This window comes from Mesorhizobium sp. CA4 (genome assembly GCF_020165075.1).
Classification (GTDB): domain Bacteria; phylum Pseudomonadota; class Alphaproteobacteria; order Rhizobiales; family Rhizobiaceae; genus Mesorhizobium.
This window is the reverse complement of the sequence record NZ_JAIUHK010000009.1, coordinates 1-22,337: the sequence shown is the minus strand read 5'-3', so window position 1 is coordinate 22,337 and position 22,337 is coordinate 1. Positions and strand designations below refer to the sequence as shown.

The 22,337-nt window shown below is 59.7% G+C and carries 21 protein-coding genes; 8 read left to right on the top strand and 13 right to left on the bottom strand.

Annotated features, from left to right (window positions below; translation table 11 throughout):
* Window position 1 precedes the first annotated feature (1 nt).
* Complete coding sequence (locus LB528_RS09635; protein WP_224714691.1) at window positions 2–1,174, bottom strand: glycosyltransferase; 1,173 nt, start codon at window positions 1,172–1,174, stop codon at window positions 2–4.
* 312 nt (window positions 1,175–1,486) lie between these two features.
* On the opposite strand from LB528_RS09635, the gene LB528_RS09630 reads away from it, so the two are divergent.
* From LB528_RS09630 to LB528_RS09620, 3 genes are all read left to right on the top strand, one after another.
* Window positions 1,487–2,404 (top strand): hypothetical protein, encoded by a 918-nt coding sequence (locus tag LB528_RS09630; protein ID WP_224510252.1) that lies wholly within the window; start codon window positions 1,487–1,489, stop codon window positions 2,402–2,404.
* 263 nt (window positions 2,405–2,667) lie between these two features.
* Window positions 2,668–2,886: a DUF3606 domain-containing protein gene (locus LB528_RS09625; RefSeq protein WP_224714690.1), complete on the top strand. Its 219-nt coding sequence runs from the start codon at window positions 2,668–2,670 to the stop codon at window positions 2,884–2,886.
* Window positions 2,887–3,399: 513 nt separating this feature from the next.
* Window positions 3,400–4,284, top strand: coding sequence for an SIR2 family NAD-dependent protein deacylase (locus tag LB528_RS09620; protein ID WP_224714689.1), 885 nt, complete (start codon window positions 3,400–3,402; stop codon window positions 4,282–4,284).
* Between the two features lie 605 nt (window positions 4,285–4,889).
* Here LB528_RS09620 and LB528_RS09615 read toward each other — a convergent pair.
* The 7 genes from LB528_RS09615 to LB528_RS09585 all read right to left on the bottom strand — a co-directional run bounded on the left by LB528_RS09615 (window position 4,890) and on the right by LB528_RS09585 (window position 13,268).
* Complete coding sequence (locus LB528_RS09615) at window positions 4,890–5,852, bottom strand: manganese catalase family protein (RefSeq protein WP_224714688.1); 963 nt, start codon at window positions 5,850–5,852, stop codon at window positions 4,890–4,892.
* Between the two features lie 201 nt (window positions 5,853–6,053).
* Window positions 6,054–7,022, bottom strand: a complete 969-nt coding sequence (locus LB528_RS09610) for an ABC transporter permease (RefSeq protein WP_224510244.1) — start codon at window positions 7,020–7,022, stop codon at window positions 6,054–6,056.
* Between the two features lie 4 nt (window positions 7,023–7,026).
* Window positions 7,027–8,022 carry an ABC transporter permease gene (locus tag LB528_RS09605; protein WP_411962138.1) on the bottom strand — a complete coding sequence of 332 codons (996 nt, stop codon included), beginning with the start codon at window positions 8,020–8,022 and terminating at the stop codon, window positions 7,027–7,029.
* A 5-nt stretch (window positions 8,023–8,027) separates the two neighbouring features.
* Window positions 8,028–9,581: a sugar ABC transporter ATP-binding protein gene (locus LB528_RS09600; RefSeq protein WP_224714686.1), complete on the bottom strand. Its 1,554-nt coding sequence runs from the start codon at window positions 9,579–9,581 to the stop codon at window positions 8,028–8,030.
* Window positions 9,582–9,640: 59 nt separating this feature from the next.
* Window positions 9,641–10,621: an ABC transporter substrate-binding protein gene (locus tag LB528_RS09595; protein WP_224714684.1), complete on the bottom strand. Its 981-nt coding sequence runs from the start codon at window positions 10,619–10,621 to the stop codon at window positions 9,641–9,643.
* Between the two features lie 58 nt (window positions 10,622–10,679).
* Entirely contained in the window at window positions 10,680–12,341 is a 1,662-nt protein-coding gene (locus LB528_RS09590) for a GMC family oxidoreductase (protein WP_224510234.1), read from the bottom strand.
* Between the two features lie 24 nt (window positions 12,342–12,365).
* The gene (locus LB528_RS09585) at window positions 12,366–13,268 is read right to left on the bottom strand and encodes an FCD domain-containing protein (RefSeq protein ID WP_224714683.1); all 903 of its coding nucleotides are present in this window, start codon (window positions 13,266–13,268) and stop codon (window positions 12,366–12,368) included.
* On the opposite strand from LB528_RS09585, the gene LB528_RS09580 reads away from it, so the two are divergent.
* Together LB528_RS09580 and LB528_RS30525 are read left to right on the top strand one after the other, a co-directional pair.
* Entirely contained in the window at window positions 13,268–14,368 is a 1,101-nt protein-coding gene (locus LB528_RS09580; protein WP_224714682.1) for a mandelate racemase/muconate lactonizing enzyme family protein, read from the top strand. The genes LB528_RS09585 and LB528_RS09580 overlap by 1 nt on opposite strands.
* Before the next feature lie 365 nt (window positions 14,369–14,733).
* Window positions 14,734–14,988, top strand: coding sequence for a DUF6894 family protein (locus LB528_RS30525; RefSeq protein WP_224510223.1), 255 nt, complete (start codon window positions 14,734–14,736; stop codon window positions 14,986–14,988).
* Window positions 14,989–15,373: 385 nt separating this feature from the next.
* Here LB528_RS30525 and LB528_RS09570 read toward each other — a convergent pair whose 3' ends face one another.
* The 4 genes from LB528_RS09570 to LB528_RS09555 all read right to left on the bottom strand — a co-directional run bounded on the left by LB528_RS09570 (window position 15,374) and on the right by LB528_RS09555 (window position 17,871).
* Window positions 15,374–15,946, bottom strand: a complete 573-nt coding sequence (locus LB528_RS09570; RefSeq protein ID WP_224714681.1) for a DUF1003 domain-containing protein — start codon at window positions 15,944–15,946, stop codon at window positions 15,374–15,376.
* Window positions 15,947–16,234: 288 nt separating this feature from the next.
* Window positions 16,235–16,447 carry a hypothetical protein gene (locus LB528_RS09565; protein ID WP_224714680.1) on the bottom strand — a complete coding sequence of 71 codons (213 nt, stop codon included), beginning with the start codon at window positions 16,445–16,447 and terminating at the stop codon, window positions 16,235–16,237.
* A gap of 180 nt (window positions 16,448–16,627) precedes the next feature.
* Entirely contained in the window at window positions 16,628–16,933 is a 306-nt protein-coding gene (locus LB528_RS09560; protein WP_224714803.1) for a hypothetical protein, read from the bottom strand.
* 5 nt (window positions 16,934–16,938) lie between these two features.
* Complete coding sequence (locus LB528_RS09555; RefSeq protein ID WP_224714679.1) at window positions 16,939–17,871, bottom strand: NAD(P)/FAD-dependent oxidoreductase; 933 nt, start codon at window positions 17,869–17,871, stop codon at window positions 16,939–16,941.
* Between the two features lie 472 nt (window positions 17,872–18,343).
* Between LB528_RS09555 and LB528_RS09550 the strand changes: the two genes are divergently transcribed.
* The 3 genes from LB528_RS09550 (at window position 18,344) to LB528_RS09540 (ending at window position 21,406) form a co-directional block, all read left to right on the top strand.
* Window positions 18,344–20,302 carry a sensor histidine kinase gene (locus LB528_RS09550; protein ID WP_224714678.1) on the top strand — a complete coding sequence of 653 codons (1,959 nt, stop codon included), beginning with the start codon at window positions 18,344–18,346 and terminating at the stop codon, window positions 20,300–20,302.
* Between the two features lie 68 nt (window positions 20,303–20,370).
* Window positions 20,371–20,760 (top strand): response regulator, encoded by a 390-nt coding sequence (locus tag LB528_RS09545; protein ID WP_224714677.1) that lies wholly within the window; start codon window positions 20,371–20,373, stop codon window positions 20,758–20,760.
* 442 nt (window positions 20,761–21,202) lie between these two features.
* Window positions 21,203–21,406 (top strand): hypothetical protein, encoded by a 204-nt coding sequence (locus tag LB528_RS09540; protein WP_224510208.1) that lies wholly within the window; start codon window positions 21,203–21,205, stop codon window positions 21,404–21,406.
* A gap of 436 nt (window positions 21,407–21,842) precedes the next feature.
* Here the strand turns inward: LB528_RS09540 and LB528_RS09535 are convergent, their stop codons facing one another.
* A complete protein-coding gene (locus tag LB528_RS09535) occupies window positions 21,843–22,169 on the bottom strand; it encodes a low affinity iron permease family protein (protein ID WP_224510205.1) in 327 nt (108 codons plus the stop codon).
* Window positions 22,170–22,337 lie beyond the last annotated feature (168 nt).

Sequence of the window (22,337 nt, the reverse complement as noted above, 5' to 3'; positions counted from 1 at the left end):
GTCATGCGCTCCTGCGGAAGGGCACGACCTTCTTGCTTGCACCGGCCTGCTTGATGTGGGCGGCCATGGCCTCCCATGTTCGCTGCCAGGACATGTTGGCGAGATAGGCATCGACCGCTGGCAGCCGCGCGTCGCGCGGCTGCGCCAGCAGTGCGCGCAGCTTGGGCTCGATATCTTCGGCGTCCGCAATATCGACGAGGCCCGCGGCGCCGTAGCTCCGCACGACATCGACGATTGCAGTCGAGATCACGGGCAGACCCGCGGCGAGGAACTCGGGAGTTTTCGTCGGACTGATGAAGCGCGTGGCTTCGTTGAGCGCGAACGGCATCCAGCCCACTTCCCAATGCCGGAGGTACTCGGGCAGATCCGTGTAGGCTTTGTTGCCGAGCCAATGCAGGTTTTCGGCTCTCGGCAGGCGGTCAGGATCGATCTTCACAACCGGACCGAGCATCACGAAGTGCACGTCCGGCATCGTCCTTGAAGCCTGCGCCACGAGACCCATGTCGAGGCGTTCGTCGATGACGCCGAAGAAGCCTACCCGAGGGTGTGGGATGGCCAGTTGATCCGCTGGTTCCTCGCCTGGCGTCCTCGCCTTGTGAAAGTGGCTGACGTTGATGCTGCTGGGGAAGGGATAGATTGCCCGATGCTGGCAGCGCTTCGCTTCGAACAGGCTTAGGCCGCCAGTGAACACGACATCGGCGCGCTCGAAGAGCGCCCGTTCCATCAGCGCAAGTTGGGCCGGCGCATTCTTGAATGCCGAAAGCTCGTCCATACAGTCATAGACGCATACGTCGAAGTTGACATGCGCGCTGAACCGCAAGGCCATCGGGGTATAATACCAGGCGGTCAACTGAGCGTGCGGCGTCGACGCGATGATCCGGTCAAGATATCTGCGCTGGATCGCGTCCGCCCTGGCGGGGCTGGTGCCGATCGGCAGCAAGGGGGTCGCGATCCGGACGCCCGGCGCCACGTCGCAAAACCGAATGGACGAATGTGAGCATTCTTCGAAGATCGGTTCCTCGAAGTAGATGATCTGATGCTCTTGCGAGGCAAGGGTGAGAATGTGCTGTGGGCGTTGATAAACGAAATTCCATCGCAAATGGGAAAAGCATATCAGTAAATCTTGTCCTTTTCTGGTTCTGGTGGTGGCCGGTATTCTTATCGCCGCATCCATGTAAGCTTTTCCCTGATGACATTGCCGTTGAGACTGCGAATAAAATTTGTTGTTCGCGAGCTGCAAAAATCGTTTGCAGCCATGTGTCTAACTGTCCGCCGAATAACTTGTTCCAGCCGCGGACCGCGGGATATATGCAAGCCGGCGCATTGCATCAGACGGTGCGGTGATCGTTTGCAAGCAGCTTCCTGGGGACGGCCGCTCGGATGCCGCATTTCCGTTGAATGAGCAGCTAAAATATTCGACGGCTTGAATTGATTCGTCGGACCGAAGCGCCAGGGGCGTTACGGCCGGCAATCGCTGGGGCAGAAAATGAAGATCGATTTTGAGACGAATGTGTTCCCGTTGTTCCACCCTCAGGTGGTGGACGATCTGAAGGACCCGTGCCCGGTTTATGATGGCCGGCTCTGGCATGTGTTCGGGTCGAGCGGCACGGTAACCAGCGAGAGCTGGAAGATCCTTCACGCCACCGCGCCCGAACTGCAGGGACCCTGGACCGAGCACGCGCCGATCGAACTGCCTATCACGGGTTCGGGCGTTGCGGCGCCGGGTGTCGTGCACGAAGACGGCGTCTTCCATATGTTCATCCAAACGGAGTTCATGAAATCAGGCGGCCGTTGCGAACACGCGGTCTCCAACGACGGGTTCAACTGGGTGGTGCTCAACCCGGCAATCCTGTCCTTGCCGGGAACGGATGAAGACGGCATCTATGATCCGCATCCGGCTCTCGTCGGCGGCAAACGCTACATGGTTTATTCCGGCATGCCGAAATTCACCCGCGTCCCGCAGCCGGATATTTATCTGGCGCGAAGCCAGTCCGATTCATGGTTCGGGCCTTGGAAGCGCTTGGGCAAAATCCTGGATCACAACGACATCCCTCACCACAACACACGGGAAGACCCCGACTACGAATGGGGGATTGAAGGCGCCCAATTGGTGGAGCTTCCGGATGGTCGCGTGCTCCTCAACGCCACCTGCTTCCTTCCGCACGGACCGAGGGGTAGCCGGCAGCGGGTGTTTTTCGCCATCGCAGACGCCGTTACCGGACCTTACGTCTCGATAGGTCCTGTGCTTGATCCGGACGGACCTGGAGAAAACGGCCACTCGACGGTGATGATCGACGGCGAGCGACTGACCCTCTTCTACCAGAGTCGCGTTGCGGCGACGAACCATCGCTGGCGCTATGGGTTGGCGAGCTTCGACGTGTCCCTGCTCTCGAAAGTGGCCTGACCGGCTCTCACAAGCTCGCGGGCCTATTGCGAGGTTTCGTTCCGTTTGGCCTCACGGGCGCCCCCGCGGTAACATTGCCGTCGGGAACAATGTCTCTTTGGCATAGTTCGGTCGCGTTCGTGCGGAGAGCGGCCAGGCATGTGTTGACAGCAAACAACCGGAAATTCGCGGCCCAAGTCCCGACGGCGGATCGGGCAAGTTTTCATTCCTTGCACGACCCTGTCGGCAAGCGGGCTGGACCCACAAGCTGATGCGAGGACGTCGTGCGCCGCCGTATGAATGTTTTCAATTTCGAACGTGACAGCGCTGAAAGCGAAGTGCGCGATCCAAATCGGATTTCGACAAGCGATGCAGATCAGCTCGGTTATTTCGCCGCGGTAAATGGGATCACAGAGGAACAGGCACGGGAACTGATCCAAAACCACGGAGGCAATCTTGCCGTGCTCGTCAAGGAAGCTCGGAAGCTGCGAGAACCCAAATGACTAAACCTGATGGAATTTACCCCGGCTCGCAAGAAGCTTCGCGCGCAGCGGTATGCATGGACCGGCTTCTGCGGCGGAGGCCCGGCCGATGTCCAGGACATGGAGGTCGGCTGTTCACCTGTCATGCCATCAATGCGAGACCTCAGGTCGGGCGTTGGTGCGGCGTTATGGAGAAGGCGATACCAGTCACAAGAGTTTCGAAGGGCCCGTTCACGCCTCATGAGGCGAGGTTTTTTGACCCTCGTGCTCGAATCTGGTGGGACGGCCAACGAAGGCGAACCCCAGAGAGAGGCGCGCTCATCGCGACTGGTCGCCAATGCATGACTGGCATGTCAGACGAGCGGGAGTTAAGGGAGCTCTCGCATAAGCCGCTTGGTAGGTAAAATTGCGTCGATCCGGGAAGAGCAACAGCTGTGCAGGACGTGATTGGCGCGTTAGCGTGCAAGGTGTCGATGCTGCCGTTGAGACGACTGCCGATCCAGTGGCGGGCAATCATCCTCTCTTGGGTCGGCAATGACCAGCGATCCTCTTATCCCGCTCGCGAAATCCATTCGAGAGCGCGACGCGGTGCTGTTTGTTGGGGCAGGCGTCTCGATGAGCGTCGGCCTGCCCTCCTGGGAGAAGCTGATCGAGCGAATGGCGGATGAACTCGGCTTGGAAGTGGACCTTAGCAGGCAGCGCGGCCGCTTCCAGACTCTGGCCGAGTATTACCGCATCGAGCATGGCAGCATCGGACCACTACGCAGTTGGATGGACCGGCACTGGACCGTCAGCCGCGATAAGATCGAACAGTCCGAATTGCACCGTCTCATCGTCGCGCTGAACTTCCCGGTGATCTACACGACGAACTATGATCGAAACCTTGAAGTTGCCTTTGAGATACATGGCGTCGAATATGTGAAGGTGGCCAATGCGAGGGATGTTTCGAAGGCTCGCAGGGACGTCCCCTACATCGTGAAGTTCCACGGCGACTTCGATGACGATTCTTCCTTAGTCCTCACGGAAACCGATTATCTTGATCGACTGTCATTCGACTCGCCGCTCGACGTGAGGTTCCGTTCGGACGCATTGGGCAGTACGGTTCTGTTTATTGGCTATAGCCTTTCCGACCTGAACATCCGGCTGCTTCTGCATCGGCTCTGGCAGACTTGGAGCCGGTCGGGCTACGAGGCGGATCGGCCCCCCTCGTTTATCTTCATGGCACATCGTGATCCTGTCGAGGAAGCTGTGCTGGCGCGTTGGGGCATCACGGCGGTGACGGGCGAGGATCAAGATCCTGAGACGGGATTGGTCAATTTCCTTTCTCGCCTCGCTGACCTTGTATACGCCAACGGAACTAGTCGGGCCGGGTCTGCCGTCCGGAGGCGACCTGCGGCCGGGCCTACCTCAACCGAGTGATAGCGCCCCGGCCCGACGGGCTGGAACACCTTGTAGTTCGCAAGTTGGGGTGCTGGTTCAGCGTACGCTGGCTACGTAATGGGCTGCGGTCGGTGTAGGCTTCCGGATGGAGTTCACATGATCCCAAGCAACATGCTTGCCCGCCGAGAGGCGCCCGGCCTTGTCGACAGAATCCCAAGACTGCTCGCCGGACGGCACGAAATGCCGCTGCAGCAGCTATGTGCACCTCAGCACGGGGGGGCACAGTCGAGGAACTGACGTGCCTCGATTCCCAAGGACCGCTCCCTCAATTATTTGCGTACTTGCGGCCTTAGCTGGCAAAGCATTAAAGGGGTCCGCCCTGCCTTTACCGGAGGACAGCGCCCCGATTCGACATGCACGTCCACGACGAACCCGCTGGGGAGCGGGTTTATCTCTTTGGTGCTTTGTCCTTTGAGATCGTCGAGGGACTTTCGAAAATAGACCGGCTGCACTCTGCGGTTCGAGGTAACGAGAGGTGCGGGAGCCGACTGCGCGTCTCTGCTCTTGAAGCCTGGTGCCACTCTACGGCAGTCCTGATAGGCAGATGAACTTGAACTTGGTCAGCTGGTAGGCTCACTCGCTGCCTACTTTTTCTTGCGAGCGGCGGCCTCGGCCCGCACAGGCGCCTCGTTGATATTGGCCGCGCCGCCCATGTCGCCATTCTTGGTTCGCCCGGCCCCCGGCCCGGCGCCTATATCCGCGCCTGTGGTCGGATCGGAGGAGGGATCCGAGAGCGTCCGCTCTCCCATTTTTGCAACCACTTTCATGTCTTTGGCCGCCAGCTTGACGGTTGCTGTCCCATCGCCATCGTCCGCCGGCATGACTTGCTCAAGATCGTCCACGCGGTCCCATTCGTCTCCCGAATTCCATGGCCCATTCGTGTCCCCTTCACCCTGCGACGTGTTGACGTACATGCTCGCATATTTCTCAATGCCGGGGAGCTTGCCCGTCGGGAAGTTGTTCTCGATCGCGTAGAGCGCTTTCTCGAAGGATTTTTGATGCGCGATTTCGCGCGTCATGAGGAATCCGAGGGCGTCCTTGACCCCGGGATCTTCGGTGATGTTGATCAGTCGCTCATAGACGATCTTGGCACGCGCCTCGGCGGCAATGTTAGACCGCAGATCGACGGTAGGCTCGCCGCGGGAATCGACATAGGCGGCAGTCCACGGGACTCCAGCCGAGTCGCACAACGCAGGTGCGCCGCCAAACAAGATGGACTCTTTGGTCGTCGTGCCGCTTGCGCCGACCATCAAGTACAGTTCGGCTTCTTTCATCTGCCCCTCGGCCAGCTGCGCCTTCAGGCCTTTGTTGAGCATCGTGACGATCGAGCCGACGACCTCGAGATGGCTGAGCTCCTCGGTCGCTATGTCGAGCAACATGTCCTTGCGGCCGACATCGTCTTCGCCCACCCCTTGGGTGAAATAGCGCATTGCGGCGGCAAGCTCGCCATCGGCGCCGCCGAACTGCTCCATGATCATGCACGCCAGCCTCGGATTCGGCTCGGAAACACGAACGGTGTATTGCAGTCGTTTATTGTGCATGAACATGAGGCTTCCTCCAAGGGTTGGCGTTCCGTAACCTCCCAACACCTGGAATGTTCCTGCGTACAAGACAGAATGACTTAAAACGTGCGTTTTCTGAATCCGCCGAGCCGCGTCGACGTCGCGTGCTCACCCGGATCCGTCTTTGCCAAGAAAAATTGCTGCAAGCTAACCTATGCAATGCTTGAGCGGGAGGGACCGAGACGTTCAGAGCGCGTTGAGACGCCGACGTGTCAGTCGGGCCTGAAGGAGGACTACCACCAGGAGGAACAGTCCCCGGATCACTGATTGCCAGTAGGCCGAAAGCGAGATCCATCCCATCCCGTTCTCGAAATTCAGAACATTGAACAGGATGCCGAGCAGGAGCACGCCGGCGAGCGTGGTCACAACCGAACCGGAGCCGCCAGTGAGTAGCGTCCCGCCTACCACAACGGCTGCGATGGCGAACAATTCCCAACCCACTCCTTCAATGGGCTGTCCCGCCCCAAACTGCGATGCGAGGATAACGCCGGCGAGTCCTGCCAATCCCCCGCTCGCGACATAGACCAAAAACTTCACGCGATCGGTCCGCAGGCCCATGAGACGCGAAGCATCCTCGCCGCCGCCAATTGCCAGCACCGCCCGTCCGGTGCCGGTGTAATTCAGGACAAGGGAACCGATGAGATATGCCACGACGGCGATAGCCGCCGGGATCGGAAACGTCCAGAAATTGCCTTGGCCGATGGCAGTGAAGCCCGATTCATAGGAGACCGAAACGGTTTGGTTACCCGCAAGCAGGAGGGCCGAGCCACTGGCGGCCTGCATAGTGGCGAGAGTGGCTATGAACGGCATCAGATTGGCGCGTGTGACAAGGGTCGCATTGATGAGCCCGGCGGCCAGCCCAGCGCCTATACCGGCCGCGAGACCAGGAACGATTCCATAAGGACTTGCCAACGCCGAAGCCACGCTGCCCAAGGCAGCGACGGAGCCCACGGAAAGATCGATTCCCCCTGTCATGATGACGAAGCACATACCAAGCGCCACCAACGCGAACATGGAATTGTAACGCAGGAGAGTCATCACGTTGTAGAAGCTGAGGAACCGATCATAACGCAGGAAACCGAATAGAATGAGCGCAGCCAGGGCGATCAATACGCCGTAGGTGCCAATAATGCGGACGAGGCGGGCACGATTCATAGGGCTACCCGCGATGCTGCTGCTGCAGCCACACAGCGAGCGCGATGATCCCCGCCTTGACCACAAGGGCAGCGGCGTCAGGCACCCCGTTTGCAAGAAGGGTGTAGCGCACCAATTGAATGGTAAGCGCGCCAAGCAGGCTACCGATGATGGTGGCCTTGCCGCCGCTGAGCAGAGTTCCGCCCACTGCAACGGCCGCGATGGCATCAAGCTCCATACCAAGGCCAACCAGGTTCGCGTCGCTGGAGGAGTTGATTGCAATCACGATTAGCCCGGCCAGCCCGGCGCAAAGGCCGCTGATGCCATAGACAGCAAGCTTGATCTTGGAGACTGCAATACCAGCGAGTTCGGAAGCCTTTTCATTACCGCCGACCGCCAATATGCATCGCCCGAACAGCGTTTTTTTCAATGCCCATGCAGCTGCCGCGACAATGACAGCCATGATGATGACTTGGGCCGGGATGTCCAAGGGTCGGGCAAGGCCAATCCATTGAAATTCCGGTACGCGGAAGGTCTGCAGGTTCCCGTTCGTCATCACCTGAGCGATGCCGCGGCCCGCGATGAACAGAACCAGTGTCGCAACAATGGGCTGGACTCGGAAGCGGGCGACCAACCAGCCATTGAAGAGTCCCAACAGCCCGGCCACCAGTACTGAGACGATCATCGCGGCCGCCACGCCCAGGTAGATGCTTCCGATCGGAAGGATCTTCCCCATGAAGATCATCGGCGCCAGCGCACCCGAAATAGCCATTAGCGATCCGACGGAGAGATCGATGCCGCCCGTGGCTATGACGAGCGTCATTCCGACGGCTACGATGACGATGGTGCAGACCTGAGTGAGGTTGACGTTCAGCGTCTGCATTGTCGCGAAATTGCGTGTGAAGGCGAGGTTGAACGCAACCAGCAAGACAAGTGCGATCACGGTCCCGTAGCGTGACAGGAAGTCGAAGAGATCGAAGGTGCGCGCGACTGCATCCCGATCCGCATATGACCTCGGCAGCTCGGTCACGTCGTGACCTCCGAGGAAGCGCTCGTCCCGTGCGCCATCGCGGTCAGCACTTTTTCTTCGTTAGCGGCTTCAGCTTCCAACTCGGTCACGCTGACACCATCGCGCAGAACGAATATGCGATCCGCACCTTCGATCACTTCCTCCAGCTCTGACGAGATCATGAGCACACCGAGGCCCTGATCTGCAAGTCTCCGGATCAGACGCTGGATCTCGCCCTTGGCACCCACATCTATTCCCCTTGTCGGCTCGTCGAGTATGAGTAGCTTCGGATTCATCGCCAGCCAGCGGGCAAGCAGCACTTTCTGCTGGTTCCCACCCGAAAGCTCTCGCACCTTCTGATTGGGCCCGGAACATTTTATGCCGAGCTCGCGGATGAACCGCTCGACGATTTCGCGCTGGCGCGAGTCGTCCAGCACGCCGTTGCGGCTGATTTTCGGAAGCAACGCAAGGGTGAGGTTTTCTGCCACCGTCATCTCCGGCACGATACCTTCGCCCTTGCGGTCCTCGGTGCAGAAGCCTATGCCGGCGGCGATCGCGTCGGCGGGACGGTCGGGGTGGTACGCGGCACCTTCCATCGTCATCTGGCCGGCGCTTGGGCGATCGGCGCCGAACACGAGCCGTGCGGTTTCGGTGCGACCCGCGCCGAGGAGGCCGGCAAAGCCCGCGATCTCGCCGCGCCGGAGATCGAAGCTCACATTGCGGACAGCCTGCCCGGCCCCAAGCCCGCGGGCCGAAAACATCACATCCCCGATTCTAGAGCGGTCGCGCTCGCCGAAGGCTGTGGCGTGACCCTCGACAGCCGCGACATCGCGGCCGAGCATAGCTGCGACAAGTTCCAGTTTGCCGATTTCTTTCATTGCGGCGCTGCGCACGGTGCGGCCGTCGCGCATGATCGTGACCTGGTCGCAGACCTCATACAACTCGTCGAGCTTGTGGCTTACAAAAATGACGGACACCCCTTCAGCCTTCAACTGATGAATGACGCTGAACAGCACTCCCACCTCGCGTTCGTCGAGGGACGAGGTCGGCTCGTCCATAATGACAAGGCGAGCGGAGAACCCTATAGCCCGGGCGATCGCCACCATCTGCTGTGTTGCAGTGTTGAACTCGCCAAGCGGACGGCGAACATCGATGCCAATTGCGAAGCGGCTCAGCAGGCGCTCGGCTTCCGCGTGCATGGCATTCCAGTCGAGCAGGCCGTAACGGCGCTGTTCCCGGCCCAGGCAAATGTTCTCCGTCACTGACCGTAGCGGGACCAGATTGATCTCCTGATAAATCGTGCTGATGCCGTTGACTTGTGCCTGGTGGGGCGAGTGGACCTCGAAGGGCTCGCCTTCGAACAGCACTTGCCCGGCATCCTTGCGGTGATATCCGGTCAAGACCTTGATCAGCGTCGATTTGCCCGCGCCGTTCTGGCCTATCAGGGCATGGACCTCGCCTGAGCGCACGGAAAGCGACGCGTCCGCCAGCGCCGGTATGCCGGCGAAACGCTTTTGGATGTCGCGCATCTCGAGAAGCAGGGGGAAAGGTCCGTCGGGCGGCCGCGTCATCGGCAAAGCTCCGAAAAAGCCTCCCCGCCGAGGCGGGGAGGCGCCTTTAACCAGATAAATCAGAACGCCGTACTGATCTTATCCTTTGCGTTCGTGCCGTCGTAGAAGTCGTCGTCGTTCTTGATGAAGGGCGGGATTTGCTTGCCCGCGGCATAGTCAGCCATCGTCGCGAAAGCCTTCGGACCGAAAAGCGGGCTGCAGCCGCAGATGGCGCCGATCTTGCCGTCGACGATTGCTTGCACGCCGTCCTTTTCGCCGTCGATCGAGACGATCAGCACATCTTTTCCGGGCGTCTTGCCGGCGGCCTCGAGAGCTGCGATCGCGCCGAGCGCCATCTCGTCATTATGGGCATAGATGATATCGGCTTCGGGATGCGCCTGCAGTAACGTCTCCGCCACCTGGCGGCCCTTGTCGCGAGCGAAGTCGCCCGACTGTGAAGCGACGATCTTGAATTCCGAATGCTTGGCGATGATGTCGTCAAATCCCTTCTTGCGGTCGTTGGCTGGCGAGGAACCGGTGGTGCCTTCCAGCTCGATGATCTTCGATTTTCCATTGGCGTTCTTCACCACCCATTCGGCGATGCGATTACCCTCGTTGATGAAGTCGGAACCAATGAAGGTGACGTAATCCTGCCCAGGCTTGGCCATGGTGTGATCCACGTCGCGGTCAATGAGAAAGACCGGGATGCCGGCATCACGCGCGGCCAGGATGACCGGCACCAACGGCTTGTCCTCGCGGGGAGGCAGGAAAATCGCGTCGACGCCCTGTGCGATCATGGAGTTTACGTCGGAGGCCTGCTTGGCCGAGGATCCGGCGGCATCAGTATAGACGAGCTGATGGCCGAGCTTTGCCGCCTCGTCCTGCATGCTTTTCGTTTCAGCCAGCCGCCATGGATTATTGCTCTCGGTTTGGGCAAAGCCGACCTTGTACTTGTCTTTCTTGGCAAGCGGCGGGAGGGCGGCGAAGGCGCGTGAGGCGAGGGTAAGAGCGGCCACGCCGACGGCGGAGCCTACCAACAATTTCCGACGGGTAATGATCATGCTTTCCTCCTTGGTTGTCGCGTTTTGACGACGTTGAATATTCCTCGCGTATAGCGGGCTAGGTCAGCTCACTTGCAGACTCCGCCCTCGATTGAGTCACTGCGCCCGCTTCCAAAATGAAGTCGGCGCAGCGGTCGCCCAGCATCATAGCGGGTGCAGCGGTGTTGCCGGCGTTGATGTTAGGGCACACCGACATGTCGGCAACGCGCAGGTTCTCTATCCCGCGCACCCGCATGGCCGCGTCCAGAACGGCCATTCGATCGCTGTCCGGACCCATGCGGCAGGTGCCGGCCGGATGGTAATTCGTTTTGACGAAGCGCTTGCAGTGCCTTTCGAGCGCCGCGTCGCTGAGGTCGTCTTCCCGGGGGACGGCTACAGCCTTGATGCGGTCCGCCAGCGGCTTCGCGTGGAATGCCTTCAGGAAATAGCGCTGGCCGGCAATCATCTGCTTCATGTCGTCTTGATGTTTGAGCAGGTGCGGAGAGACGACGGGCATGTCGTTCGGATCTGCCGAACGTAGCTTCACGAAGCCACGGGACTTCGGCTTGACGACCACGGTCGTCACAGTGAGGCCGTAGGTATTCTCGACCAGGGTCAGGATATCGCGGTCCAGGTACACATGTGGCACGCAAAACGCCTGGATCGTCGGCTCGTCATTAGGATCGGTCGGATTGACAAAAGCCCCAGCCTCGACCCCCGCGGACAGGATCGTACCGGCGCCGAACAGCTTGAAATGCAAGCCGTTCTTGATCATCCGCCAACCCTGGCCTTGCTTAAAGTAGCCGTAAGGCCCGTTTGCCGTGGCAATGATCGGCACTTCCGGATGGTCGATCAGATTCTGGCCTACGCCCGGGAGGTCGACGACGCAGGCAATGTCATGTCTGGAAAGTTCCTCGGCCGGGCCAATACCTGACAGCATAAGGAGTTTCGGCGACACCAGCGCGCCCGACGAGACGATCACGTCGCCGTCCGCATAGGCCTCGTGCTCGGTTCCCGATTGGTCAGTGTAGATTACACCCTTGGCGCGCTCGTTCTGGATCAGCAGCTGCCTCGCGGCAGAATTCAGCCTCAGCGTCAGCCTGGGATCCTTAGCCAATGGCTCGATAAACGCATAGGCAGCGCTGCTGCGCTTCCCGCGCCGGTTCATGAACTGATAGAAGCCCACTCCGCGTTGCGACGGCCCGTTGAAGTCATGATTGTAGGGCAGTCCAAGCCGTTGGACCGCCTGTACAAACCAACGCGAAACGTCGTCAATGTGACCGGGGTCGGAGACAAGCAAGGGTCCTTCGCTGCCATGTAAGTCGCCGCCGAGGCGGTCGTTGCCTTCCATGCCCGTGAAGTAGGGCAGCACCGCCTGCCAGTTCCAGCGGATGCCGGCATTGTTGCCGCGCAGCAACTCATCCCATTCGTCATAGTCCGAGGCACGGCCGCGCATATAGACCTGGGCGTTGACCGAGGTGCCGCCGCCCAGCACGTTGCCTTGCGAGATTTCGTGTTGGCGTCCATCCAGATGCTGCTGCGGCTCGGTGCGGTAATAGCGCATGAACTTCGAGCCATTGATCATCTTGAAGATGCCCGGCGGCATATCGAGCAGCGGGTGGTGGTGCGAATGCCCAGCTTCGAGAAGCAGGACCCGCCGTCCTGCCTTCACCAGCCGCGCCGCGACCACGCAGCCCGCTGCTCCGCCGCCCACCACAATATGATCGTAAGTCTGCGTCATTCTCGCCGGTCCTCCCTCCGGCCCTCACGGTATTTCAAATGTGCCACGGACATACTCCCAGGCCGCGGAAAGATGATTGAGCAGCGCCCGCTCTGCGCCATCTGGATCTCGCTCGATGATCGCCATGCAGATTTCGCGGTGGCTCAGGAAATTGATCCGGTTGCGCTCGGGCGATCGGGGCATGCGCATCCAATGCGGCGACAGCCACGCGGTGAAGGCCTTGTGCACGGCGGGCATCACCGGGTTGCGCGTGATCTGGTAGAGCACGGCGTGGAATCCTACGTCGGTGGCATAGAATTTTTCCGAATCCGGTATCGCCGCCTCGTTCATTTCGAGCGCTGATCTGAGCGTGGCTACGTCGTCCTTGCGCGCATGGATGGCGGCGTTGCGCGCAAGAGCGGCTTCAAGAAAGACCCGGGTGTCGTAGAGGTTCTTCACTCCCGCCTGGGCGCTCAGCAGGTGGCCGACAACACCTTCCAAAGCGCCGAGCGCCGCGTCCAGCCCCGGCCGGCGCACCACCGGGCGAAAGCGCGGACGCGCTTCGACAAGACCGCGGCTTGCCAGGCGGGCGACTGCTTCACGCACCACGCCGCGGCCGACGCCGTACTCGGCCATCAATTCGCGCTCAGCCGGCAGGAAACTGCCGTCGCCGAGCTTGCCGGAGGCGATATCCGCTTCGATTCCAATCACCATGGCGTCCGCGGCGCGAGCAGCTCCGCTCGTGGCCCGCGTTCCAAGATGCTGTGGTGTACTTAACAAGCCGTCCTCCACTTCACGGTCATTAATGCGCAGATCGGACCAAAGCACAAGGTCCGGCGAGTTATCATCGGACCAAAAGCGCGATGGATCAGCGATCTGGTTGCGGTCAGCCCGATAGAGTGCAATTATGGTATGACGAAAATAGGTCAGGCGGCGAGAGCCTTGCAATGGGCGATACAGAAATCACGGACGTTGAGGTTCGGCTTTTCCGAGTGCCGCTGCGTGAAGTAATGACCGACGCGAAGCATGGCGCTCACACGCATTTCGAGCTGGTGACAGCGACCCTGAGGCTGGCGGACGGCAGCGAAGGGACTGGATACACCTACACTGGCGGTAAAGGTGGGCATGCGATCGGAGCCATGATCGTGCACGACCTGGCGCCGTTCCTGAAAGGACGGGACGCGACTGACATCGGGGCGCTCTATGCAGGGATGCTATGGCACATCCATTATGTCGGACGCGGCGGCATCGCGTCGTTTGCGATTTCTGCGCTTGACATAGCGCTCTGGGATCTGAAGGGCCGGCGCATCGGGCGGTCACTCTGGGAAATGGCCGGCGGTGCCGGCAAAACAGCCAAGGCATATCGCGGCGGCATCGACCTGAACTTCTCGCTCGATCAGTTGCAGGCCAGCATCGACTCCTATCTCGCCGCCGGGTTCAATGCTGTGAAGATCAAGGTCGGCAAAGACGACCTCGCGGAGGATGTCGCCCGAGTTAAGGCCATCCGCGAGCGCATCGGGCCGCACACCCCCTTCATGGTGGACGCCAATTACGCGCTCGACGTTGATCGGGCGATCGAAGCGGCGAAAGCATTCGCGCCTTACGAGCTGCTGTGGTTCGAGGAGCCCATCATACCTGACGATTACCAGGGCTACGCTGCCATTGCCGAGGCGACGGGCATGCCGCTGGCCATGGGCGAGAACCTGCATGTGATCGAGGAGTTCGAGCATGCCTTCGCCTGGTCGAAGCTATCCTACATCCAACCAGACGCGTCGAATTGTGGCGGCATCACAGGCTGGTTGCGGGTCGCCGAGCTTGCGCGCAAGGCTGGAATTCCGGTGTGCAGCCACGGCATGCAGGAACTGCATGTGAGTTTGGTCGCAGGCCAACCAAACGCTGGTTGGGTGGAGGCGCACAGTTTCGACATCGATCTGTACACCACTCGTCCGCTCAGGTTGCAGGATGGGCTGGCAGTCGCCCCAGACGAGCCAGGCATTGGGGTCAGCTTTGACTGGCAGAAGCTGGATGGCTTTGAGGAGAGGGTCTAAGCCAAGATCGGTAACGGACCGAACATGGCCGGAAAGAGCCAGCTTGCCGAGCGGACCAGCCCCAGTCGCTTTGGAGCGTCGAGAGGCTATCGCGCTGGAAAAGGGAGCGTGCCGCGAATAAGCAGCACCCGCCGAACGGCGAGTGGCTGGTCTACGGCGGCCGACCAAGTGACTGCCGGCAGAAGCGAATGACATATCGCTGATTGGGCTGTCGCAGGCGGAAGCGGAGCACCTCGCCAATGAGGCAAATGTCCGACTGCTACTATCGCGCAAGGTATCAACTTTTTTGCGAGACATCGTCCCTCAGCCCATTGCGATCACTCAAATTTAAATGCGCTAGCATCCGAAGTGCTCACAATGGCTGAATGCCACGGTACGTTTTCGAAGTTACGAGAAACGGGCAGCGATTTGCCGATGCGTGGGTTGAACTGGACAGCCTGCGCGACATGCGACGAGAAGCGCTTAAGGCGCTGCACGACATCGCCGTCGACGAAATGGCTGAGAGCGACATCGATGAGACCCTGGCGATCTCGGTCCATGATGAAACCGGCAGGGCGATATATTCAGCAACTCTCACGATCTCACAATCGTTGCCGCTCTTGCACCTATTTGGCCGGTGAGAGGCGTCGCAGAAGGTTGCGTCGAAGTGGGTCCGCCGCCGCCGACGTTTTTGGGTGCATCTATCAAAAGATATTGCCCAAGGCGCTTAATTCACCAAATCGGCAAGATGTGCCTTAGCGATGTTGAAATGACAGAACTATCGCATCTGTCATGGAGGTGCGAAAATATTCATTTGCGGCTGGTGGGATGCGTCAGCAGGCACCTCTTGCCCTGCAGGAACCCGGAGACAGGGCGTCCCGGCAGGACGGTAGATTGACCGCTGCGACGGAGGGGTGCGCCACGGACAACGCCCAGCGACGGCCGGGTAATGCGCTGGGCAAAGTAGTAGCTCAAGCGAGCTTCGCGCGGATTGGCGAGAGCCGAAGCCCCAGCACATGCTGCGGATCAACTTGGCGTCCCCCGCTCGCCCGCCTCTTCGATTTTGTCCAGAACAGCTTCGGGTGCCACGTCGCGCTTGAGTTCCTTCAGCTCTTGGTCACCTTTGGTATCCACGTCCAGGCGCTTGGCAATCTCTTCGACCAGTTTGATGAGCTTGGTCGTCTCATGTTCATTCAGCAAACTGACCTGCAGATCGAGGTCTGCCCTGGCGTCGTCCTCGGCCGCCATGCGGTTCTGGTTGATCAGAACAAACGTCGACAGAAAGATCGCTTCGACCGAGGCGAACATGGCCAGGATGACCAGCGATGGATCAAACGGCTTTATGAAGGTTATGACGCCGAGATTGAGTGCGATCCACGCCCCAAAGATGAGAAGGTGGATATACACGAACATCATGCTGCCGACGAAACTGCTGATCGCTGCGGCCATGCGTTGCTCCAAGGATGCAGCCTCGGCGTCGCGTTTCCGTCTCGCGACCAGCGCCTCTATGTTCCGCGCCAGGGCAGGGCTGAGGCCTTCTGCCGCCGGGGTGGTTGGCGTGACGTAGCCCTTGCTGTCGGGGGCGGCCGTGGGACCCATTCTTGTCTCTCCCATCTAGGCTGCCTAACTCCCTGTTCGACAATTCGCTCCATTTTGCTCGGCTTCGAACGAGCGGGTCCACGTCCTGTCTGCAATGCTGCCGCCGCATTGGCGAGCCTGCGGACCACCGCTCGTCATTCCCCGGGGGTGAGTTGGATGCCCGTATATTTGCAACCAGCGCCCCCCGTTGGCCGTCATCAACTCCGATGGCCGACGGAGGTTCCAAGCGCTAGATAAGGAGAGGATATCCGACAACGGCGCTAGCGTCATCTCCAGGAAAAGGGATGGTCAAGCGGACCTTTTGCGCGGATGACGGCTGCGGCCAAATTGCTTTAAAGCTGCGGCGAAGGCGTGCCCTGCCTGGTCGCATTTTTCGCGAGAAGGACCGTTGCTTTCGATGACGACGATGGCCTGCCTTACCGTCAACCCGTGCTTTTCTGCGAATTCGGCCGGGTCATACGCCTGGTTCCACTGATGTCCGGTTCGGTTCACACTCTGCATGAAAGCTCCCACTTGTGGTTGGCAGCACTGCAACGTGCGGAGGTCCGTAAGGTTTCAGTTCATGTGACTGACCATCGCAATTCAGGCCGAGAGCAGTGCAGGTCGGCTTCCCTTGCCGTTGCGCGCGTGAACGGCAGTTGGCAAGTAATTTGATTTGAAAGATCTATCGGATCTCGCGGCTTAAATCAGCGTGATCGGCATATGGCGAACAATCACCTTCTCCTGCCGGAAACGCCGCTCCAGCGCCGTACGGCGATCACGCCACTCACGTAGGTCGATCTCCTTGGCCATGACTTCAAAGATGACGATCTTGTCGGCGTTTGACTCGGCACCCTTTCTCCACAAACCATCCGCAGGAGCCTGAAGATAGGCGGTAACGCCGTCGAAGCGGCTCGCCAGTTCTTCCTTTACCCTCTCGAAGTCTTCTTGGGCGAAAGGCTGACCGTCATTATCCATGCAGGGAAGCAGTATTTGGACAAGGTGCATGGCGGTCAACGACGAAAGCCGTGGTTGGGGTCTGCGAGACGATTGTGCATGTCCGTGGCCGCGATCGCAGCGTGGCCGAACGCTACCGCGATCTGGTTGATTTCGTTCACCACATCACCAGCGGCATAGAGACCGGGCACAACCGTTCGCTGGTGCGCATCTACAATAAGGTATCCGAGGTCGTCGCAAGTCGCCCCGAGGTCTATTCCAAACTTAGCCCCTGTCCTGCATCCCATCGCCGGATAGACCGCATCGAATGTGGAGGTCGCTCCGCCGGAGAGTAGGACAACGGCATGTTCACCGAGCGGGCGGAGCGAATTGGGAATGCAGGCCTCAACCCGGATTCCAGCTTCCCGGATCAGTGGGCCTGAGCATTCATCCATTCGAGACGCCCCATCGGTCGCAAGTACGGTAAGGTCGCGGGTGTAGGTTCGCATGAACGACGCCTTCTTCACCGCCTCTTTCAAAGGGCCCATTACCGCGACACGCTTATCGATGACCTCGTAGCCATCGCAGATCGGGCAAAGGCGCATTATCCCTCCTCTAATCATGTCGGTAGCCAGTGGAATGTCAGGAAGCGTGTCGACCACACCCGTTGCCAGGAGCACCGCACGGGCTCGAACGGATGTTGGACCGGCAGCAATAAACTCGGCCCCGTCGCGCTTAATTTCGTGGACTGCTTCGTCCCTAAGCTCCGCGCCGCTCAGCAAGGCCTGTTGCCGCAAACGACTTAGCAAGTCAGGGCCGGATATACCGTCGGGAAAGCCGGGACAGTTTCGGGTAATCGGAATGAACTTCGCGCGGCTTTCACCGGCATCGAAAAGAACGACTCGACGACGGAAGCGGCCGAGATAAGTCGCGGCCGCGAGCCCAGCGGGGCCACCTCCAACTATCAAGCAGTCAATTTGCTCGGCGCGATGATGTCCCTGATCGGTCATGACTTAATCCCAACGAGCTCACTCGAACCGCTGAGAGTGGATCGTGACAGGGTGCGGGCTTGCGGATTGAGGTGCCTAGGACTGCCTTGTTCTTCGCACCTGTCTATAAGGAAACGCATTCGAGGGGAGGGGGCTCTCCTCCTCAAGCTGCCCTTACGGAATGGAAGTTTTCCCGTTGGTCTGTTCATAACGATACAGTCCTATGCATCCACTTTCACTTGTTAAAGCGCGGGCCGCTGTTTGGTTCAGGAATTTCCGCGCTACGCGCCGCTGCTTGTCTGGATCGTGCGCGATTGGCGTCCTCGATACCGTCGACACCCAACGCACGCCTCAAATGCAGCGCTGCGCGCTGCTTCCTCGCGCTTGTCGTTGGCGCGCATGGGATTAAGGTACCTTTGAGGGTGAACAGGGATAAGTAAGATTGTCTCGTCGATCGGCACGAGCCCATCTGCTTGGACTAATCGCGGCAGCCGTGTTGCCCGTCTGGCTTTTTGCTGCCTATCTGCTGGTGACGTACGCACTGCATGAAAGGTCACGGATCGGGCAGGAAGCCCTGTGGACCGCTCGACAGGTGTCGCTGGTGGTCGAAGGCGAACTCTCTAATCTCAAGACGGTTCTTGATGGCCTCTCCAGGTCCCCCGCTCTGGCCAATGGAGACTTGCTGGCCTTTGGCGCCGAGGCGCGCCGCCTTGTCCAAGGGACGGACGAGGTAATCACACTGCGCAATCTCGACGGTCGCCAGTTGGCAAGCACCGGACCTGAGCTCGCCTCAGATATACCTTTAATGACCCCGCTCACAGTTGACGAACGCGAGCAGCTGAAACTGGCTGGAATTCTCGTCGGCAACGTGTTCGCCGGGCACAGGGCTAACGAGTATCGCGTCGCCGTCACTGCGCAGGTGTCGGGCTTCAGCGGCGAACCGTTGTTCCTTTCGGTATCAGTTCCTACCGAACGCATCCGCCTTGCCATGCTGCCAGCGGTTCCGCAGGGATGGACGGTCGGTGTCGGGGACCGCGAGGGAAAATATGTCGCCAGATCCAAAATGCATGATCAGGTCGCCGGCAGGCCCGGTTTGCCTGAATACGTGGATAAGGTCGTGGGCCGCTCCGGAACTTTCCAGTCTCAGAATTTCGAAGGGAGCAGATTGCTGGCTGGGTATTACCGATCACCCTATTCTGGCTGGTTCTACACCGCCAACATTCCACTATCCCAGGTCCAGGCGCCGCTCTGGTGGTCGTTCGCGCAGATCGGAGGGATCGGTCTTTCGGCGCTGCTTTTCTCGCTCGCTCTGGCCTACTTCGTCGGCAGGAGGTTCACCAAGGCCACCGCAGATCTCGTCGGGCGAGCCGATGCGCTCGGCAGCGGCCGCGCCGTGGAGCCGATCCTTACCTCGGTCGCGGAATTCGACACGATTGGCCAGGCCATGATCACGGCAGAGCATGCAATTGCGGAGCGCACGCGCGAGTTGGAAACAGTTTTAGAGACGGTTCCCGCTGCGGTCTGGTTTACCTATGACCCGCAGGCCCGCCAGGTTATCCGCAACCGGTTTGCGGCGGAACTTATGGGTCTGTCGCCTCCGCCTCACAGGCCATTTGGGAAGCCGGATCTGGTGATCGATACTCTTGCCTACAAAAACGGCCAAACCATCAGCCGGGAGGACCGCCCGCTTAGCAGGGCAATGCGAGGCGAAGAGACCACCAACGAGGAATTTGCATACACTCTGCCATCAGGGGCGCAGCGATATTTGCTTTCCAGCGCGCGGCCCATTCGCAGCTCGGAAGGGTCGGTGGTGGGCGCAGTGCAGATCAGCCTGGACATATCAGACCGCAAACGGGGGGAGGAACAGCGCCAGTTGCTCGTCAATGAACTGAACCATAGGGTCAAGAACACCCTTGCTGTGGTTCAGGCCATAGCCGCCCAAACCATGCGCAACGCCAGCAGCCTGGCACAGGCGGGTCAGGCGCTTTCCAGCCGACTTGTGTCCCTGGCAGAGGCGCACGACATCTTGACCCGCGAGAACTGGAGCGGCGCCGACCTCAGCGCTCTGATTGCGGCCGCCGTTGAGCCGCATGCATCTCTCGACCGTTTCGACCTCAGCGGTGAGCAAGTCTGGCTTCCACCCAACATCGCGCTCTCTTTCGCCCTAGCGCTTCATGAACTGACGACAAACGCGATCAAATATGGATCGCTCTCCAACGCAACGGGATCGATCGCGATCAATTGGAAGCTGCAGGAGGCTGGAGGCGACCGGGTTCTTGAGCTCGATTGGCGTGAGAAGGGCGGTCCACCTGTCACCCCTGGCAAAACCGGATTTGGTACGCAACTGCTCCAGCGGGTATTCGAGCGAAAGAACGCTGGTGGGGTGAAGATCACCTACGATCGGGCTGGTCTACATTGTGCGTTCCGGGTGAACTTGAGCGAGGAAAGATAACATCCCGCAACGCTCACGGAACATAAGTTCCGATCGGGCGTTGGGGTTCGCTCGGGGGTCTCGCAAACATGGGCGGTGGTGCGGTCCTAATCGTTGAAGACGAGACAATGATTTTGCTCGACCTGGAGTCTGCGCTTGAAGAAGCGGGCTTCGAGGTCGTCGGGGCAAATAACGCGGCGAGCGCCGTGGCCGCCTACGATGCCAACCCAGAAAAATTCAAAGCGCTGGTGACGGATATTCGTCTGGGCCCTGGCGAGACGGGATGGGAGCTGGCTCGACGTTTTCGCCATACCAATAATGTCTTGCCGGTGGTCTACATAAGCGGCGACAGTGCGGCACATTGGGCTCACGAAGGTGTCCCGAACAGCATCATGATAGCCAAGCCGTACTTCATGCCACAGATAGTCACGGCGGTATCCACGTTGCTCAACCGCCTGTCGACCATCGACCCATCCTAACACGAGCCGCTGGAGCTAACGCCGATGCCTAAAGATGGATCGCCTGCAACCAGCCGAGGAAGAAGCCGCGGCGCCGCTGGGAACGTTTCCCAGGAGAACTTCAACCGCACGATGAAGAGGGCGATCAAGGAAACGAGACCCAGGGACAAGGCCCCACCGCTGCCGAGCAAGAAGGTGGTGAAATCGCCGCCGGCGAGCCGGGATACCGAGCGTTCCTGATTCCGAACAGATTGGGCCGCAATTGGACTGGCGCGGAGGCCGGTGGGCTGCCGGCAAGGCGGAATTAAGACCCAGCAATCTCCACGATCGAGAAAGGCTGACGGCGAGGACGTTCCCGATCACCTATCTGCCTTAGCTGCCCGTAGACGCCGCCCGCACGGGGCAGGAACAAAGCTCGCACGCTCTGTGTTCGGAGAGGGAACGAACGGAGCAGAGATCGCGCATGAAGGCTTATCGAGTGGAAGAGATGGACCGGGACAGAGTTGTGGCTGAACATGCCATCGACGCCGATACGCCATGGGTGGCAGCTGAAACGGCAACGGGCAGTGAGGTCGTGAACACACGTGGCGACGAACAGCGCTGGATTCGAGTTACCGATGAGGCAGACAAGGTTGTATATCGGTTTGCCTTCAAGGCCTGTGGATAGTAACGCCCGATTTCACTATATCAGGGCATCGTAATTGGAGGCGCGTTCCACCCGCCTGATCTGTGCTGCGTCAACTGAGCGTCTCGCCCGACGCTTTCAATACCGGATCCCCAATTCCAATACACCTCGGCCGCCAGTTAGCCTACTGGCTGTCGGAACAGCGAGTCGGCGGCCCGACGAGAAGGATAACCATCAACCCTGCCATCAGGATGCTGAACGCGATCCAAAGGCGCCTGGGTCGCTTTCATCAGCTTGGCTTCTTCGGTGACGCCCGACCGGAATTGCGAGATGATCCTAATGCTCCCGTTTCGCAACGGACGCCTCAATGGTTTGGAGCGGTCGAAAACCGGGCCGAGTGGCGCAAGCCCTTCCAGTGTGGCGTTACCTGCATGGCGCCACCTTCTAGGCCTGGCCAGCTGTCATGCGGCGTGTCGGCTCAGCTTTGTTCGCCGGAATCTCGCATTTCCTCGATTTCTTCCGGCTCTTTGTCGTCTATTTCGGCGATCTCGTTGTGAGCCTTATCGGTCGCCATGATCAGCTCATCAAGTTTCGCCTGCAGGGCTTGGGTGTCGCGATGCTCGGCCCTTTGGATAAGCAGCGTCATTGCCCAGGTGATCAGCGTCGCGAAGCCGTGCCAGTCAAGCGTTTCCCGCTCGAAGACAAACCAGGAAATAGTGTAGCCGCCCAAAATCAAAAAGGCTGCCGGTCGGGACGTCAACGTGCCGACCTTGGTCAGCGCTTCTCGAAACTGCAATGCTGCCATGGCCTGCGAACGGCTGAGAGCAATCCGGGTTCCCGCCGAGTCGGCTTGGCGGTGGTCCGTCAGCCGTCGCCTTGGAGAGGACAGCGTAAGCGGCAAAGAGAGCCGAGAACTTGATGAGGATGGGCAAGAGGAAGATCCAGAAGCCCACCGTGACGAACTTCGAGGTGG

Excerpts from the sequence above, each read along its gene's own strand:
- LB528_RS09635 (WP_224714691.1), bottom strand. The coding sequence starts at position 1,174 with ATGGATGCGGCGATAAGAATACCGGCCACCACCAGAACCAGAAAAGGA.
- LB528_RS09630 (WP_224510252.1), top strand. The coding sequence starts at position 1,487 with ATGAAGATCGATTTTGAGACGAATGTGTTCCCGTTGTTCCACCCTCAG.
- LB528_RS09620 (WP_224714689.1), top strand. The coding sequence starts at position 3,400 with ATGACCAGCGATCCTCTTATCCCGCTCGCGAAATCCATTCGAGAGCGC.
- LB528_RS09615 (WP_224714688.1), bottom strand. The coding sequence starts at position 5,852 with ATGTTCATGCACAATAAACGACTGCAATACACCGTTCGTGTTTCCGAG.
- LB528_RS09610 (WP_224510244.1), bottom strand. The coding sequence starts at position 7,022 with ATGAATCGTGCCCGCCTCGTCCGCATTATTGGCACCTACGGCGTATTG.
- LB528_RS09600 (WP_224714686.1), bottom strand. The coding sequence starts at position 9,581 with ATGACGCGGCCGCCCGACGGACCTTTCCCCCTGCTTCTCGAGATGCGC.
- LB528_RS09595 (WP_224714684.1), bottom strand. The coding sequence starts at position 10,621 with ATGATCATTACCCGTCGGAAATTGTTGGTAGGCTCCGCCGTCGGCGTG.
- LB528_RS09590 (WP_224510234.1), bottom strand. The coding sequence starts at position 12,341 with ATGACGCAGACTTACGATCATATTGTGGTGGGCGGCGGAGCAGCGGGC.
- LB528_RS09580 (WP_224714682.1), top strand. The coding sequence starts at position 13,268 with ATGGGCGATACAGAAATCACGGACGTTGAGGTTCGGCTTTTCCGAGTG.
- LB528_RS30525 (WP_224510223.1), top strand. The coding sequence starts at position 14,734 with ATGCCACGGTACGTTTTCGAAGTTACGAGAAACGGGCAGCGATTTGCC.
- LB528_RS09570 (WP_224714681.1), bottom strand. The coding sequence starts at position 15,946 with ATGGGTCCCACGGCCGCCCCCGACAGCAAGGGCTACGTCACGCCAACC.
- LB528_RS09565 (WP_224714680.1), bottom strand. The coding sequence starts at position 16,447 with ATGCAGAGTGTGAACCGAACCGGACATCAGTGGAACCAGGCGTATGAC.
- LB528_RS09560 (WP_224714803.1), bottom strand. The coding sequence starts at position 16,933 with ATGCACCTTGTCCAAATACTGCTTCCCTGCATGGATAATGACGGTCAG.
- LB528_RS09555 (WP_224714679.1), bottom strand. The coding sequence starts at position 17,871 with ATGACCGATCAGGGACATCATCGCGCCGAGCAAATTGACTGCTTGATA.
- LB528_RS09545 (WP_224714677.1), top strand. The coding sequence starts at position 20,371 with ATGGGCGGTGGTGCGGTCCTAATCGTTGAAGACGAGACAATGATTTTG.
- LB528_RS09540 (WP_224510208.1), top strand. The coding sequence starts at position 21,203 with ATGAAGGCTTATCGAGTGGAAGAGATGGACCGGGACAGAGTTGTGGCT.
- LB528_RS09535 (WP_224510205.1), bottom strand. The coding sequence starts at position 22,169 with ATGGCAGCATTGCAGTTTCGAGAAGCGCTGACCAAGGTCGGCACGTTG.